The following is a 16186-nucleotide window of genomic DNA, read 5'->3' as shown; positions in this document are numbered from 1 at the left end:
CCACCCTTGCATCTACACCATACCCAAACAACATGACCATTTTTACTTCAAACAAGCACAATTACCATGCCAGATCGAATCATCACCTGGGGAATCCTCTCCCTGATCAGCGTGGGCTTCAGCCTCCATCCCGCCCATAGCCAAACCATCACCCCCGATGGTAGCGGCACAATCATCCAATACCAGGGCCAAACCTATCGGATTACCGGCGGCACACAGGCCGGCGCTAATCTCTTCCACAGCTTCCAGCAATTTGGCCTCAACAGCGGCGAAATTGCCCAATTTTTGAGCCAGCCGGGGATTGAGCATATTTTAGGGCGAGTGACGGGGGGTGATCCTTCAGTGATTAACGGGTTATTGCAGGTAACAGGCAGTAACGCCCATTTATATTTAATGAACCCCGCCGGGATTATCTTTGGCGCAGGGTCAAGTTTAGATATTCCCGGTAGTTTTACGGCGACAACTGCGGATCGTATTGGCTTTGAGGGAGGTTGGTTCAATGCCTTTGGCCCCAATGATTACAGTCAATTAATTGGCAACCCGAATCAATTTTCGTTTTTAAGTGAACAACCGGGCGGAATTATTAATGGTGGTCATTTATTCACCCCTGGTAATCTGAGCTTACTGGGGGGAACGGTGATCAATACCGGCAATATTCAGGGGAATCATGTCACGCTGGCAGCGGTTCCGGGGACAAGCTTAGTGCGTTTGGCTCAACCGGGAATGTTGCTAACAGTGGAAGTCGAACAGAGTCAATTAGAAGCCGGGATTACTGCCTTAGATTTACCCACATTGTTAACAGGTTCAGGCATATCTTTACCGCAAGATGTACAGCCGGGAGAGGTCTTGATCACCAATCAAGTACAAGGACAAACGGTAGACTTGATGGCAACGGCTCGCGTCTTGCCTTTAGCCCCAGAATTGATTCGCACGGGGGATGGAAGTGATCATGCGCCAACGGTGGTGTTATTCCCGGAAAATTTAGGGGAGCCTTGGGCGATTAATGTGATTGATTTGCGGGCGGATCAACCCTATGATTTGCTCTATGGGGGCAAGGCGGGAACGGTTTCTAGTCTAATTTTGCCGGATCAGGAAGGCATCACCCGAATTAATTCAATTTTAGAGCGGGTAACAGAACCCATTGATAAATTGAATTTAGTGACTGAGGGGAATCAAGGCAATGTATGGCTGGGTCAAACTTGGCTTAATGCTGAAAATATTGGCAATTATCAGAGCCAAATTGCCCAATGGGGGGAACAGTTGGGGCCGAATGCGGCGCTGTTGATTTACAGTTGTTTTACGGCGTTGGGGGCGATTGGCGAAAGTTTTGTGAATACGTTAGCAGATTTAACGGGGGTAACGGTTGCCGCTTCGACGAATGCAACGGGGAGTGCGAATTATGGAGGGGATTGGGATTTAGAATATCAAACGGGAAATCTTGAGATTGTTAATCCCTTTACGGTGGAAACGTTGAACGATTGGGATGGGAAGTTAGCGACGCTGACGGTGACGAATGCTAATGATAACGGGCCAGATTCGTTGCGGGGGCAGATCGGGGCAGCGGCGGCGGGGGATACGGTGATTTTTGATATGGCGCGGACGGTGACGTTAACGACGGGTTCAATTAATTGGGCAAAGAATAATCTGACGATTGATGGCAATGGCTCAACAGTGAGCGGTAATAATGCGTCAGGGGTGTTTAACATTACACTCCCCGGATCAACCACTACATTCCAGAACATCACGATTACAGAGGGTTCTTCTAGCATTTCTGGCGGCGGCATTCGGAACCTTGGAAATGCGACAGTAATTAATTCGACGATTTCTAATAATTATTCAACGGATTCTGGCGGTGGAATTCGGAACAATGGAATGTTGACGGTGATTAACTCTACGATTTCTGGAAATTCAGCACAATATGATGGGGGGGGGATTGATACTGGTAGTGTAACTCTGATCAATTCTACAATTTCTGGAAATTCATCAACGAATGCTTCTGGGGGTGGAATTTACAGCAATTCAGGGGGAACAATAACTAATTCTACGGTTGCTAACAATTGGGCTAGTGAAAAAGGTGGCGGGATTCGTAGCTTTGGAGCAGTGACACTGACTAATTCTACCATTTCTAACAATTCCGCAGGAATTGAGGGGGGTGGAATTAGCAGCGCAGGAGGGGTGACGCTGGCCAACTCTACCATCGCTTTTAACAATGCCACAAGTATTGGTGGGGGGCTTGCACTTGCCAACAACAACACCCACACGTTCACCAACAGCATCATCGCCAACAACACCGCCCCCACCGGCCCCGATATTAGCGTTATTAATGGTACACACACCTTCAATATCAGCCATAGCCTCATCCTCAGTACGGCCGGTATGACCGGCAGCGGCATCCCCACCAACGGCGTAAATGGCAATATCGTTGGTCTTGACCCCCTCCTTGGCCCCCTGGCCAACAACGGCGGCCCCACCCAAACCCACGCCCTCCTTCCCGGTAGCCCCGCCCTCAACAGTGGCGATAATGCATCAACAATAGTAACGGTGGATCAGCGAGGAAATCCTCGTATTGTTTATGGTCGGGTTGATATGGGAGCCTATGAAGCCGAAGAACCATTAACCCCACTCCCCGATCTACCACCCTCTTCAGAGAATCCAAAAGGAGATCTTAGCCAAAGTTGTCCCCCCTATTGTGAGGAAGAAAATCTAGAGGACGAGGTGGATACTGATACATGGGTGGAGCAAGATATTCAAGATACTTTAGACCTAGGGGTAGAAGATCTTGAAGCTTCTTTTAATCAAGAATATGCTGATTATTTAGGGCTTGATGAAATTCCCACCATCAGCCTTCCCGAAGCGCAAAGCATTCTGAATCGCATTGCCCAAGCAACGGGCAAAAAACCAGCCCTGCTGTATCTCACCTTCGTTCCCAAAGGCATTGAATCCACGCCGGAACTCACCCAGTCTCTCATTGCCAGTGCTCAACTGGATAAGCTCCCAGAACTTGCCCAGCGGAACCGCAACCTTGCAGGGGCAACGGACGAATTGCAACTGGTACTCGTGACACCGGGACAGCAAACGGCGATTAAGCGGCTAACGGTTAATCGCGCTCAAGCGGTGGCCATGGCATCGCGCTTAAATCGAGCCATTATTCGCCCGCAAGGGGATAGCTATTTAGATCCTGCCCAACAGCTTTATCAATGGTTGATTGCTCCTTTGCAGGCAGATCTTCAGAGCCATGAGATTGATCACATTAGTATTATTGCCGATGCAGGGTTGCGCTTCATTCCCTTTGCCGCCCTGCACGATGGTCAACGGTTTTTAATTGAACAGCATAGTGTCGGTTTAATGCCCAGTCTTTCCTTAAGTGATCACACCTTTCAATCGGTACAAGGGTTGCCAATCCTGGCCATGGGGGCATCAACATTTACCAACCAGGAACCCCTCCCGGCTGTCCCGTTAGAATTGAGCCTGATCACGGAAGAAATTGCCTCAGGCACAAAACTGATTAACGAAGATTTCACCCTCAATCAACTGCGAGCTGCCCGGGCCGAGCGCAGCTACCGCATGGTGCATCTCGGTACCCATGGAGAGTTCCAATCGGGTAGTCCAGAGAATTCCTATATTGAACTGTGGGGCGATCGCCTCACCCTTGATCGCATCGGGGAACTGGGCTTAAATAATCCCCCCGTGGAACTCTTGGTTCTCAGTGCTTGCCGTACCGCCTTGGGCAGTAACGAGGCAGAATTAGGCTTTGCTGGGTTTGCCGTGCAAGCGGGGGTGAAATCGGTGTTAGGCAGTCTGTGGTATGTCAGCGATGCGGGAACCTTGGGGTTAATGAGTGCATTTTATCAACAGTTGCAAACTGCCCCGATTAAAGCCGAAGCCCTGCGCCAAACTCAGTTAGCCATGGCTCAGGGTAAGGTCTATCTCGATGGGGTTAATCTAGTCAGTGGAACCCAAACTGTACCCCTGACCCCGGAGTTAGCCAATTTAGGCCAGGTGGATCTCTCCCATCCCTACTATTGGAGTGCTTTCACGATGATCGGCAGCCCCTGGTAACAAACCACCCCACTGTTGTAGACGACTCCCCCAAACCTGCCAGCAGTTCCCATGGCCCCTAGGAAACCTAAAGAGAACCTTTAGGTTTACAACCTCGACCGGCTGTCTATTGCAACATCTCGAAGGAATTTGTTACACAAACAGCATACTCGCAACATTAATTCATAAAACTTGGGTTGACCCATGACAGATTTCTTCTCAAATACCGTAGCGCTCTCGCGGACTCAGTTTGCGCTGACTGCGATCTTTCATATGCTCTGGCCTGTTTTAACCACAGGCATGGGCATCTATCTGGTGATCATCGAAGGCCTCTGGCTCAAAACCCGTAATATTGATTATTATCACCATGCCCGCTTTTGGTCAAAACTCTACGTTTTAAACTTTGGCATTGGTGTCGCTTCCGGCCTACCGATGGCCTTTCAATTTGGCTTAAATTGGGCCCCATTTTCGGAAGCTGTCGGTGATTTTTTTGGGACAATTCTCGGCTTTGAAGGGACAATGGCCTTCATGCTTGAAGCCAGCTTTTTAGGGATTATGCTCTTTGGCTGGGGCCGGGTTCCGGCGTTGATTCATTGGATCGCAACCATTCTCGTTGCCTTTGGAGCTAACCTTTCCACATTTTGGATTTTATCCGCTAATTCTTGGCTCCAAACACCAGCAGGGGGAGAATTTATCAATGGCAAATTTGTCGTCGCAGACTATTTTCAAGCCATTGCCAATCCCTTTATGGTAAATAGCTTTCTCCATATGTTTTTTGCCACGTTGGAAACATCGCTTTTTGTGATTGGTGGCATTAGTGCTTGGTACATTATTAATCAACGCCATCAAGAGTTTTTTGCGCGATCGCTCAAGGTTATCCTCGTGGTTGCCCTAGCCGTTGCCCCCCTGCAAATCTTCGTAGGACATCTCAGCGCCGAGCAAGTTTATCAATATCAACCCGCCAAACTTGCCGCCATGGAAGCCCAATGGGAAACAATCCCTGCCGGACAAGCCGCCGACTGGAGTTTAATGGCAATCCCCAATGATCAAGCCGAGCAAAACACTTGGGAAATTAAAATTCCCGGCGCATTGAGTTACATCCTGGAACTGAAGCCCACCCTTGATCAACCCGTGCAAGGTTTGAAGGCATGGGAGCCAGAAAATCGCCCCCATATGGTGGGATTAATCTACTATTCATTTCGGATCATGGTGGCCATCGGCTTATTCCTGGCCGGTTTGGTACTGACGACAGTCATTCAATGGCTGCGGGGTAAGATGAGTACAGAGGCGATCGCCCAGCAAAAATGGTTGATGCGGGCCTGGATTTTCGCCGGCCCTTTGGGATATCTTGCCGTTGAAGCCGGTTGGATTGTCCGCTGCGTTGGTCGCCAACCCTGGATTGTTTATGGTGAATTACGCACCGTTGATTCTGCCTCGAACCTTCCCCCCGGCGAAATTCTTTTTTCCCTCCTGGGGTTAACCAGTATGTACACCGTCTTTTTCTTCGCTGCCTTGTACTTTGGTAGTCGAATTATCCGCAAAGGCCCCAACTTAGAACTACCCTTACCTTTCAATGCGTTACAACCCCTCGACATTGAACCGGCCCAACATACACCCAACCGCCGGCCCACAGAAGCCCAACAATAGCCTTAATAGCATCAACAACAACCATGGAACCCCTTGAACCGTTACAACAATTTCTCCCCCAAGTTTGGTTTTTTATCTTAGGACTGTTTCTCTTTCTTTATGTGCTGCTCGATGGTTTTGATCTAGGTGTGGGGATTCTTTCACTAACAGCATCTACAGAAGAGCGTCGCAGCATTTTGATGACCAGTTTAGGGAATGTTTGGGATGCCAATGAAACCTGGTTAGTATTAATGGGTGGTTCCCTCTTTGGGGCATTTCCCCTTGCCTATGCGACGATCCTCAATGCCCTATATTTACCAGCAGTGATTATGGTGGTCGGTTTAATTTTAAGGGCCGTCTCCTTTGAATTTCGAGAAAATGCCGACAACAAATTAGTCTGGAATATTACCTTTGGGGTGGGGAGTTTCCTCGCTGCCTTGGGCCAAGGATTTGCCTTAGGGAGTGTTTTTGAAGGAATTACCGTTGATGCAGCGGGTCACTTTGTCGGTGGTATTTGGGATTGGTTAACCTGGCGCTCTGTAATTGTGGCCTTAACCCTGATCCAAAGCTATGTATTAATTGGCTCAACCTATCTCATTTTAAAAACGACCGGCGATCTGCAAAAAATTCATTATAAAACCGCAATCATTGCCACATGGACAACCCTAGCGGGGGCTTTATTTATCACGATCAGCACACCACTAATGTCAGAACAGGCCCGCAGTCAATTATTTACGGCTCCACTGATCTACATTTTTGGTTTAATTCCAATCTTGGCAATTATTTGCGTTTTTCTCCTACTCAGAAGCTTGTATCAACGCCGAGAAAATAGCCCACTGGTCTATACATTTTTAGTGTTTTGTTTGTCGTTCATTGGCTTAGGGTTTGTCATTTTCCCGAATATCATTCCCCCTAGTGTGACAATTTACGAAGCCGCCGCCGCCCCCAGTTCTTTGGTGTTTATGTTGACATTTATCGGCTTTTTGATTCCGATTGTCTTGTTCTATAACATCTACAACTACATTGTTTTTCGGGGTAAGATTGTCAATGAAGGGGAGTGATCACCCCTTTACTTTCTGCAATGTTTTTCTAGCCCTTTGATTCAAGATTTAGGGTGCGTCAGAGCGATTAATCCCTGATACAAAAGAGCGGCATAACGGCTGATGCCCCCTTTATTGAGCAACCTGCGGAATGTTGCTGGAGCAATTGTGGTCGGTGGGAAAATTTTTTCGCTACCCTGAAGGAGCAGACCTACCCGATTGTCAAGGTCAGGATCTGCGTTCGATGTTGCAACTAGGAGGGTTGGATATGTGGCAGTTTATCTTGACAGTGGTGATCACGGCGATTAGTTTGATGATTATTGCTAAGTTGCCCTTGGGCATTGAGGTGGATGGATTTAATAAGGCGTTGATGGCGGGGGTGGTGTTTGGGCTGTTGAATGCGACGGTTTATCCGGTTTTGGCGTTTTTGGCTTTCCCGATTACGTTCTTAACCTTGGGGTTATTCAGCTTGGTGATTAACGCGATTATTTTTGCGATCGCCGCTGCCCTTGTGGAGGGTTTTTCCCTCAAAAATGGGTTTTGGAGTGCATTGCTCGGTACAATTGTACTGAGTATCCTTAACTCAGTGCTGATGCAAATTTTTAACGCTCTTTTCTAGTCTTCAATCCTCACCATGATCCCCCTGATCCTCTAGGCCAGGGCGGAGCATGGGGGGGATAGCCCGTTTATCGAGGGCTTGGAGCCAGAACCAGGCGAGAACGCCGATGATTAACCAAACCCAGCCGGTGAGCGATCGCAGCAGTAAAAAGCCCCCCACGGAAAACATCGCCCCAAACAGAATCAAGGAAGCGGCGATCACCCGTTGTACATCTAAGCCTAAATCCTGCCCTGGGGGGATGCCGGTGCGCTCCCGTTGCCGTCGCCAACCCCAACCCGCCGGCCGCACTTTTGTATAGAAAGCATCGAGGGTTTCATCAGATTCTGGCGGCGTGAGGAACATCACCGCAATCCACACCACCGCCGTAATTCCCGAAATTATTAACAACCGTTGGCCAAAATCCGGAATAGCGGCTAAAAGTTCGGGGTTTAAACTGGTGGCCATGCCAATCACGAACCCGCAGATCATCGCGGCCCATTCCGCCGCCGCATTGATCCGCCACCAGAACCACCGCAGGATCAACACCAATCCCGGCCCTGTGCCAATGGCGATCACGAGGCGAAAGACGGTGGCGACATCGGTGGCATAGAAAGCCGCCACAGCGCCCAACACTGTCACCAACACCGAAGCTAAACGCCCCACAAACACTAATTCCGCTTGGGTAGAGTTGGGGCGAAAAAAGCGTAAATAGAGATCATTGGTGAGGTAGGATGCGCCCCAGTTGATGGAGGTGGACACGGTACTCATGAATGCTGCCAAGAGGGAAGCGACCACTAAGCCCAGTAAACCCGTGGGGAGGAAGTCGAGCATTAACTGGGGGTAGCCCAATTCGCGATCGCCTAAATCAGGATAAATCACCAACGCCACCAAGGCCACCACAATCCAAGGCCAAGTTCGCACGACGTAATGGAGGATATTGAACCACCAGGCAGCTTTTTCCGCTTCCCGTTCATCCTTTGCCGCCGCCAACCGCTGAATAAATTCGCCACCGCCATCGCTGCGCCGGAACGACCACCATTGCACAAACAGATAAGCTGAAAAGGTGGTGAGGCTGATCCCGGCAGTATCACTCCAGCGCCAATTTTCCAAAGGGAGGAAGGAAAGGGCATCAAACTCAGTGCTGGCCTGAACAGCGGGGATCAGTTCCCCCATACCGCCCACATGGTTCACCGCAATAATCGCGACGATGATCGCCCCCCCCAAACCGAGGAAAAACTGGAAAAAATCCGTCGCCACCACGCCCCACAGGCCCGAAAACCCCGAATAGATCAGCACAAAAACACTGACACCAATGACGCTCCAGAGTTTGAGCTTAATATTATCCCCTGGATCAATGCCCACACTCTGCCAAAGCTTGAGCGCATCCACCACCTTCACCATGGCCAACATCGCGTAACCAATGCCAATGCAGTTGATGGGTAGGGCAAAGAGGAAGGCCTTTGTGCCTCGGAGGATCGCCGCCGGTTTACCGCCGTAGCGCATTTCTGTGAGTTGGGCATCGGTGACAATCTCTGATCGCCGCCACAGCCGCGCAAAAATATAGATCATAATCACATGGGCAATACCGAAGCTCCACCATTCCCAATTCCCCACAATACCCCGCGTCCCCACAACCCCGGCAATATACAGGGGGGTATCAATGGAGAACGTCGTGGCGGCCATGCTTGTCCCCGCTAACCACCAGGAGAGCGATCGCCCCGACACAAAGAAATCGACTAAACTTTTTGATCCCTTCCGGCCCAAATACAGCCCCAACCCCATGGAGAGGACAAGGTACAGCAGCACAATTAACCAGTCAAAAAGTTGCATGATTTTCAGGAGGAATCGGCACAATCGAGGGGCAGGGCTGCCCAAGCCCTAAAAGCATAGCAAAAGGGGGAACCATGGCCGCCATTCCTCAGGACTTAACCCTTGGCCATTTGGAGCCAGCGGAAAACCTGGGTAGCGGTTAACGATAGGGGAATATCCGGGAGGCAGGGTAAGGCCATGGCTCCGGTGAAGAGTTCCGGTTCTTGCTGGGACGTAAAGACTAAAATACTGCGATCTTCGGGATCGATGAACCACCCCAATTCAGTCCCATGGCGCATCAAGTACAAAATATTGCCAATCACCCGATTGGGGGACTGATCCGTTGACAGGATTTCAATCGTCCAATCGGGGGCGAGGGAAAAGCGATCGCAGACATCCCCCTCAGCAGTGAAGGGAATTCTAGCCCACCGAAACACCGCAATATCGGGAACTAAAGAGCGTTGGGCTTGCCCTTGCGGAGCAATATCGCCACAGGTACAGCGCAGTTCGGGAAAGGCAGCGGCGATCGCCTCTGTTTCCGCTGCTTGATTGATGGCGGCACAGAGTTTGGCTTGCAGACGGCTATGTCTTCCTTGGGGCATGGGTTTAGGGGAAATTGCCCCCTCAATGTATTCTTGGGCGGGTTTGGTTTCGGGTTGGGTGAGGAATTGCTCTAGGGTGAGGGTGGGAGGGGCGAGAACCATGGGGATGTTCAGGGGAGAGCGAAAGATTTTTTCGGGGAGAGGGCGAAAGATTTTTTCGGGGAGAGGGCGAAAGATTTTTCGCCCCTACTGCTTTCAATTCTACGACTGGATTCTTGATTGTACGATTCAAACCCTAGAGGAAGGAGGCTTGATCTTGTTTCAGTTGAGGCATTAACCAGGGGCCAAACTGGGCATAAAGGGCGGGAATCACCAACAGCGTTAGGGCTGTTGAGGTAAATAACCCCCCCAAGACGACGATCGCCAGGGGTTGTAAAATTTCGTTACCCGCACCACTGGCGATCGCCAACGGTAACATCCCCAAGGCCGAAGTCAATGCCGTCATCAAAATCGCATTCACCCGTTCAAGAGAGCCTTTGAGAATCACATCCTTGGGGTGCATTCCTTGGGCGAATTTGTTGTTGTAATTATCAACCAGCAATAAGCCATTGCGCACTGCAACCCCAAAGAGGGTAATAAAGCCAATCAACGAGGCGATGGACATCACACCCCCCGTTAGGAGAATCGAAACAATTCCCCCGACTAAAGCCAGGGGCAAGTTGATCATGATCGCAAGGGTGGCGGGGAGCGACTTCACGGAGAAGAAGATTAACACCGCGATCACAATTGCCGCCAAAATGCTAAAAATTAGCAAATTATTCGAGGCATTTTGCTCCGCTTCAAATTGTCCACCATACTGGATAAAGTAACCGTTAGGGAGTTGGACAGTTTGGCGAATTTGTGACTGAATTTCCTCGACGACACTGCCAAGATCTCGTTCCCCCACATTCGCAGAAACAACAATCAAGCGCGATACATCTTCTCGATTGACCACATTCGCCCCCATGCCATAATCGACAGTGGCCACATCCCCCAAGGCAATCATTGCACCTGTCGGTGTTGCAATGGGAATGGCACGAATGGCATCAAGACTATTGCGGGCTGATTCGGTTAAGGAAACCGCAATATCAATCAACTGCTGATCTTCCACCACTTGCGAAACAACCCGACCATTGAGGGCAGTTTCCACAACATCTGATAACTGCTCCATTCTCAGGCCATAAGTAGCAGCGGCGGCGCGATTGTATTGAATTTTGACTTGGCGAATGGGCAATTGGGGTTCTAGTTGTAAATCCACTACCCCTTCAATGGGTTCACCTTCGATGGGCTTAATAGCATCCCGCACCTGTTCCCCAATGCGCCGCAGTTCAGCTAAATCAGGGCCAAAGATTTTGATGGCGATCGCACTTCTCACCCCCGATAACACCTCATCCATCCGGTGGGAAATAAACCCGCCAATATTGGGGGCAACACCGGGCAATTTGAGAAAGGCTTCCCGCAATTGTTGAACGCTTGCTTCGCGATCTTTGAGGGCAACATCACTCAATTCCACATCCACATGGGCCATATTCACCCCCGCCCCATCGGCATCACCGGGGGTGCGGCCGGCTCGCACCTGCACCGAATCATAGAGGGGATTATCTTGGAGGGCATTGGCCAAGGCAAACCCGGCTCGATTCGTCATTTCCAAGGAAACCCCCGGAAATAAAACCATCGAGTTCACCATCGATTTTTCCTGAAATTCCGGCAGGAAAACCCGTCCGAGGGAGGGGAAGATGGCGCAGGCGGCAACGAGGGCCGCGAGGGCAAAACCGAGAATGATTTGGGGCGATTTTAACGCAACATTGAGCAGCGGCCGATAGAGCCGCTCTGCCCAGCGGGAGACTAATGTGCCTTCCTGGGGCAAGGTTTGATGGGCCAATAAAATCCCACAGAGGGCCGGGGAAAGGGTGAGGGCCACCAAGGTAGAGGCAGCAATGGAGAGCAAATAGGCAATCCCCATCGGTGCAAAAATGCGCCCTTCTACGCCGGTTAAGCTAAAAATAGGCGCAAACACCACAACGATAATGACTGTGGAAAAAATCACCGCTAACCGCACTTCTACAGAGGTATCATAAACCACCTGTAAGGGATGTTTAGGATTCCCTTGGGCCTGATTAGTGCGGAGGCCGCGATAGCAGTTTTCCATGTCCACAATCGAGTCATCAACGACGGAGCCAATCGCCACCACCAGGCCCCCTAAAGTCATTGTATTAATGCCCAAACCAAAGGCTTTGAGCAGCATTAAGCCAATCAATAAAGAGAGGGGAATTGCACTTAAGGTGATCACAGCAGTGCGCCAATTCATCAGAAACAGCAGCATCACCACCGAGACGATTACAATCCCCTGGAGGAGAGAACCGCTAACATTGCGAATGGCGGCATCAATAAAGTTGGCCTGCCGGAAAGTTTGCATCACTTCCACATCGGCGGGAAATGTAGACTGCAAAGATTGCATCACCGCTTCCACCGCTTTCGTAACGGTGGGTGTATCCACATCCGGCTGTTTATTCACCATCATCACCACCGCAGGCTGGCCATTTAAGCTACCATCCCCCCTTTTTAAGGCGGCTCCATTTTTCACCTCTGCCACATCTTGCAGCAAGATGGGCTTGCCATCTTGAACTTTGATGACAGAGGTTTTCAATTCTTCAACGGATTGGACTTGTCCCAAACCGCGCACTAAGAGTTCTTGGCCACCACCGATGAGAAAACCACCGGGAGCATTGGAGTTTGCACCTCTGGCAGCGTGAGTGACTTCGGTGAGGGAAACATTGAGCGATCGCAATTTGGCGGGATCCACTAAAACTTGTTCCTGTCGTTCATCACCCCCATAGATCGTCACATCTGTCACTCCCGGTACTGATAAGATCTGACTGCTTAGAGTGCTATCTACAAAGCGACGTAGATCCATCATTGAGGTTTGCCCCTGGCCATTGACCGTAAAGGCATACATCAAAACTGTGCCTAAAGGCGATGCCAAGGGGGAAATTTCGGGGGGATGGGTTCCTTCTGGAAGCTGATTCGTGACCTGTTGTAGTCGTTCTGTGACCGATTGCCTTGCTTTGTAAATATCGGCATTTTGATCAAAAACAACGCTGACCATCGAGAGGCCCACTTTTGAGGACGATCGCACCGTTGTCACCCCCGGCAAACCATTCACCGCTCGTTCAATGGGGACAGTAATTTGTGACTCCACTTCTTCGGGGGCTAACCCTGTGGCTTCGGTGTGAATATCCACTTGCGGGGGCGCAAATTCGGGGAAGACATCCAGGGGCATTTGAGTGACACCAAAGACACCCCAGACTGTCAGGCAGATCGCACAAGCAACAATGAACCAGCGTTGGGCGATGGAATTTTTGAGTGTCTGATTGAGCAGCGTATCGAACATTTTTACTTATTTGCTCCCCTTCTGACCGCCAGCAACCCGCTTTTGCTTGCGACCCCCCAGGAAGGTCATGGCCCCGAACACCCCCAGGACAACCCCACCAATGGCCGCAACGATGCCCAGGGGAAAACCTGCGCTCGGCTCGGCCAATTCAGCCGGTTGTTGAGCAACCGCAGTAGATTCCACCGGAGCATTGGCCGCCGGAGCAGGGGTGATATCGGGTTGAGCCTCAGCCACTGGCTCGGTAGGGGTTTCAGTCTCAGCGGTTTGGGTTTTCCGGGATTCAGCATAGAGGGACAAACTGCCCTGCGTCACCAGTTGCTCACCCGCTGAAAGCCCCTCGGTGACTTCAATCAGTTCCCCTTGGGTTGCGCCTGTCGTCACGGGAACCGGCTCATAGAAATTCTCATACTGGACAAAGACCAGTTGCCGGCCATTGTCCTCCACCAATGCCGTCGCGGGAATCAGCACCGTCGCCCCCGCTGCAATGGGAGTGACTTCAATGCCCATCACCGCATCGGTTTCAGCATTGACGGGAACCCGATCAATCCCCCCTTCAGCCTGAAATTCATCCCCATGGCCGACGTGGGCAAAAACGACTGTGGGCGTACTGGCCAGTACACTGAGGGCTAAAACACAACTGATCAATTTAGTTGATTTCATCATTTATCTCCTCACAAATCAGGTTGGCGCGAAATCTTCCCCAGTTTGCCAGAGGCCCGATGAAATTCAGGTGAAATGGCAGCGATTTCGGTAGAATCATGGCCAGGATTGATTAAGCGGGTGGCGATGCGGATCTTACTGGTTGAGGATGAAGAAGATTTAGGGCTGGCGATTAAGCAAGTCCTGATCAGCGAAAAATATATTGTCGATTGGGTCGGTAATGGTGCGCAGGCATGGCATTATCTGGAAAGCCAATGGACAGATTACACCGTGGCGATCATTGATTGGCTGCTGCCAGAACTCTCTGGATTAACGTTATGTCAGCGTTTGAGACAACGGCACAATCCTTTACCTGTCCTGATGCTCACTGCCCTTGGGCAACCGGAAAATCGTGTCGCGGGCTTGGATGCGGGGGCTGATGATTACTTGGTGAAACCCTTTGTGATGGAAGAGTTATTGGCAAGGTTGCGGGCCTTACAGCGGCGATCGCCTCAGTTTCATCCCCAAAACCTAACCCTTGGCCCCTTCACCCTCGATTATGCCAATAATGCCCTAGCCGTCACTGGGGATCACACCCGCCAAATCATTCCCTTAACCATTAAAGAATTCCAAATCCTCGCCTATCTAATGCGAAATCCAGACCGGATTATTTCCGGCAGCAAAATTCGCCATCAAATTTGGGATTTAGAGGAAGAACCGATGAGTAATGTCGTGGCGGCGCAAATGCGTTTACTGCGGCGCAAATTGGCTAACCATCACTGTCTTTGTCCCATTGAAACAATTCCCGGTCAAGGCTATCGGTTCACCACCGTCAGTTAATCAGAGCCATGAATAGTCACCAATTATTTCGCCGTAGTCGTATCCATTTAGCCCTCTGGTATGCCCTGGTGATGGGGACAATTTTGAGCCTATCGGGCTTAGGGGTTTATCGGTCTCTGGTGCGGGCGAATTGGGCGGCCATTGAACGGGAAATGGAATCCATTGCGGGAACGCTCCACGACAGTTTAGAGCCGATGCTGCCGGCTTCGGAAGATCCTATCGCGGTGCTTCGGGGCATTTTGCCTGAATTGTGTTTAGCCCAACAACCTTGTAACCTACAACCCACATTGATCCAACGCCATACGACGGGGATTAGCGATCGCAGTATTTATTATCTGCGTCTCTTTGATCATCACGGTCAACTCCTCGCCTTTTCTCCCAATCAACCGCCCTCATTGCCCCCAACCCTCGACCCTTCCCCCTGGCAAACCTTTCACGCCCCCAATGGGATTCGTTATCACCAATTCACGACGATTTTACATAGTGCTGAGGATCAGCACCATGGTCATCCACCCCATAGCCATCCATCCTGGGGTTATTTGCAGTTGGGCCGCACCTTAGCAACCTTTGATACTGAAACAAAACGGATGCAATGGATTGTGCTGATGGGCTTTTTCCTCACCTTGCTACTGGTGGGCTGTTCTGCTTGGTGGCTATCGGGATTGGCAATGGGGCCCATTTACCAATCCTATCAACAACAGCAGCAGTTCACCGCCAATGCCGCCCATGAATTGCGATCGCCCCTAGCCAGTCTTTTAGCCACAGTAGAAGCAATCCTCCGGATGCCACCAGGGGATCGCCAAGACATCCAATCAATGCTTGAAACCGTCGAGCGCCAAGGAAGACGCTTAAGTCATTTGATCACGGATTTATTATTTTTAACCAGCCTTGAGCAAAATGCATCCCCCCAACAGTTTAAGCCTTGTTGTCTCAATGATTTAATCAGCGACTTAACCGAGGAGTTTTTAGAACTGGCCGCAACCCATCACATTCAATTGACCCATCACATCCCCAACCAGGAATTATCTGTTTTGGGCAATGAGGCTCAACTGTATCGTTTGGTGTCTAATTTAATTGCCAATGCTCTGCAATATACCCCCCCTGGTGGTGCGGTTTTCGTGGATCTCCATGCTGATGATCACATTGCCTCGATCACCGTCAAAGATACGGGGTTAGGGATTGCCCCCGCCGAGCAACAGCGCATTTTTGATCGATTCTATCGGGTGGATGGCGATCGCTCTCGCAAAACCGGCGGCACAGGTTTAGGGTTATCCATTGCGCGGGCGATCGTCGAGCGGCATCAAGCCTCTATTAAAGTAGAAAGTCAAATCGATCAAGGGGCAACATTTACCGTCGAGTTGGCGAAAATGACCCCTCAGCAGTCCCTTAAGCCCTTGCCCTCACCCTAAATCCCTCTTTCCAGGAAAAGGACTGGGGGCGAAAGATTTTTCGCCGCTAGCTAAGGGCTTTAGCACAAAATAAAGTTTTGTATCTGCTAGATTTAGCAATTTTTGACACCTCGATATTCATGTGCTAGAATCTCAGCAAAATCATGAAGGGTTCAGTTTTATAGTAGACCGCTAATCACCATCTAATTAATGGTTAGGTGTTCGTAGCTCCTCTC

10 protein-coding genes are annotated in these 16186 nt (G+C 50.4%); 6 read left to right on the top strand and 4 right to left on the bottom strand.

All coding sequences use genetic code 11. From position 1 onward, the window contains the following. Positions 1-66: 66 nt before the first annotated feature. From VB712_RS00145 to VB712_RS00130, 4 genes are all read left to right on the top strand, one after another. Positions 67-4059, top strand: a complete 3993-nt coding sequence (locus VB712_RS00145; RefSeq protein ID WP_323250877.1) for a CHAT domain-containing protein — start codon at positions 67-69, stop codon at positions 4057-4059. Positions 4060-4242: 183 nt separating this feature from the next. Beyond that, a complete protein-coding gene (locus tag VB712_RS00140) occupies positions 4243-5685 on the top strand; it encodes a cytochrome ubiquinol oxidase subunit I (RefSeq protein ID WP_323250875.1) in 1443 nt (480 codons plus the stop codon). Between the two features lie 23 nt (positions 5686-5708). After that, complete coding sequence (gene cydB, locus VB712_RS00135; RefSeq protein ID WP_323250873.1) at positions 5709-6725, top strand: cytochrome d ubiquinol oxidase subunit II; 1017 nt, start codon at positions 5709-5711, stop codon at positions 6723-6725. 247 nt (positions 6726-6972) lie between these two features. Further along, a complete protein-coding gene (locus tag VB712_RS00130) occupies positions 6973-7323 on the top strand; it encodes a phage holin family protein (RefSeq protein WP_416236208.1) in 351 nt (116 codons plus the stop codon). A gap of 3 nt (positions 7324-7326) precedes the next feature. On the opposite strand, the gene VB712_RS00125 is transcribed toward VB712_RS00130, so the two are convergent. The 4 genes from VB712_RS00125 to VB712_RS00110 form a co-directional block, all read right to left on the bottom strand. Then, positions 7327-9132, bottom strand: a complete 1806-nt coding sequence (locus VB712_RS00125) for a sodium:solute symporter family protein (protein ID WP_323250869.1) — start codon at positions 9130-9132, stop codon at positions 7327-7329. 95 nt (positions 9133-9227) lie between these two features. Beyond that, positions 9228-9815 (bottom strand): Uma2 family endonuclease, encoded by a 588-nt coding sequence (locus VB712_RS00120; RefSeq protein WP_323250867.1) that lies wholly within the window; start codon positions 9813-9815, stop codon positions 9228-9230. A gap of 133 nt (positions 9816-9948) precedes the next feature. Next, positions 9949-13083: an efflux RND transporter permease subunit gene (locus tag VB712_RS00115; RefSeq protein ID WP_323250865.1), complete on the bottom strand. Its 3135-nt coding sequence runs from the start codon at positions 13081-13083 to the stop codon at positions 9949-9951. Positions 13084-13089: 6 nt separating this feature from the next. Next, complete coding sequence (locus tag VB712_RS00110; RefSeq protein ID WP_323250863.1) at positions 13090-13743, bottom strand: cobalt transporter; 654 nt, start codon at positions 13741-13743, stop codon at positions 13090-13092. 126 nt (positions 13744-13869) lie between these two features. Here VB712_RS00110 and rppA point away from each other — a divergent pair, with 126 nt between their 5' ends. Then, entirely contained in the window at positions 13870-14562 is a 693-nt protein-coding gene (gene rppA, locus VB712_RS00105; protein WP_416236207.1) for a two-component system response regulator RppA, read from the top strand. Between the two features lie 8 nt (positions 14563-14570). Continuing rightward, positions 14571-15971, top strand: a complete 1401-nt coding sequence (gene rppB, locus VB712_RS00100) for a two-component system sensor histidine kinase RppB (RefSeq protein WP_323250859.1) — start codon at positions 14571-14573, stop codon at positions 15969-15971. Positions 15972-16186: the final 215 nt, after the last annotated feature.

It is taken from the genome of Spirulina sp. CCNP1310 (genome assembly GCF_034932185.1).
Classification (GTDB): Bacteria; Cyanobacteriota; Cyanobacteriia; order Cyanobacteriales; family Spirulinaceae; genus Spirulina.
Note: the sequence above shows the minus strand (reverse complement) of the source record. Positions and strands in the feature narration are given on the sequence as shown.

Bases quoted from the DNA above. Each gene is read 5' to 3' on its own strand.
- rppB (WP_323250859.1), top strand. From the start codon at position 14,571: ATGAATAGTCACCAATTATTTCGCCGTAGTCGTATCCATTTAGCCCTC.
- VB712_RS00140 (WP_323250875.1), top strand. From the start codon at position 4,243: ATGACAGATTTCTTCTCAAATACCGTAGCGCTCTCGCGGACTCAGTTT.
- VB712_RS00125 (WP_323250869.1), bottom strand. From the start codon at position 9,132: ATGCAACTTTTTGACTGGTTAATTGTGCTGCTGTACCTTGTCCTCTCC.
- VB712_RS00115 (WP_323250865.1), bottom strand. From the start codon at position 13,083: ATGTTCGATACGCTGCTCAATCAGACACTCAAAAATTCCATCGCCCAA.
- VB712_RS00110 (WP_323250863.1), bottom strand. From the start codon at position 13,743: ATGAAATCAACTAAATTGATCAGTTGTGTTTTAGCCCTCAGTGTACTG.
- cydB (WP_323250873.1), top strand. From the start codon at position 5,709: ATGGAACCCCTTGAACCGTTACAACAATTTCTCCCCCAAGTTTGGTTT.
- VB712_RS00120 (WP_323250867.1), bottom strand. From the start codon at position 9,815: ATGGTTCTCGCCCCTCCCACCCTCACCCTAGAGCAATTCCTCACCCAA.
- rppA (WP_416236207.1), top strand. From the start codon at position 13,870: ATGCGGATCTTACTGGTTGAGGATGAAGAAGATTTAGGGCTGGCGATT.
- VB712_RS00145 (WP_323250877.1), top strand. From the start codon at position 67: ATGCCAGATCGAATCATCACCTGGGGAATCCTCTCCCTGATCAGCGTG.
- VB712_RS00130 (WP_416236208.1), top strand. From the start codon at position 6,973: ATGTGGCAGTTTATCTTGACAGTGGTGATCACGGCGATTAGTTTGATG.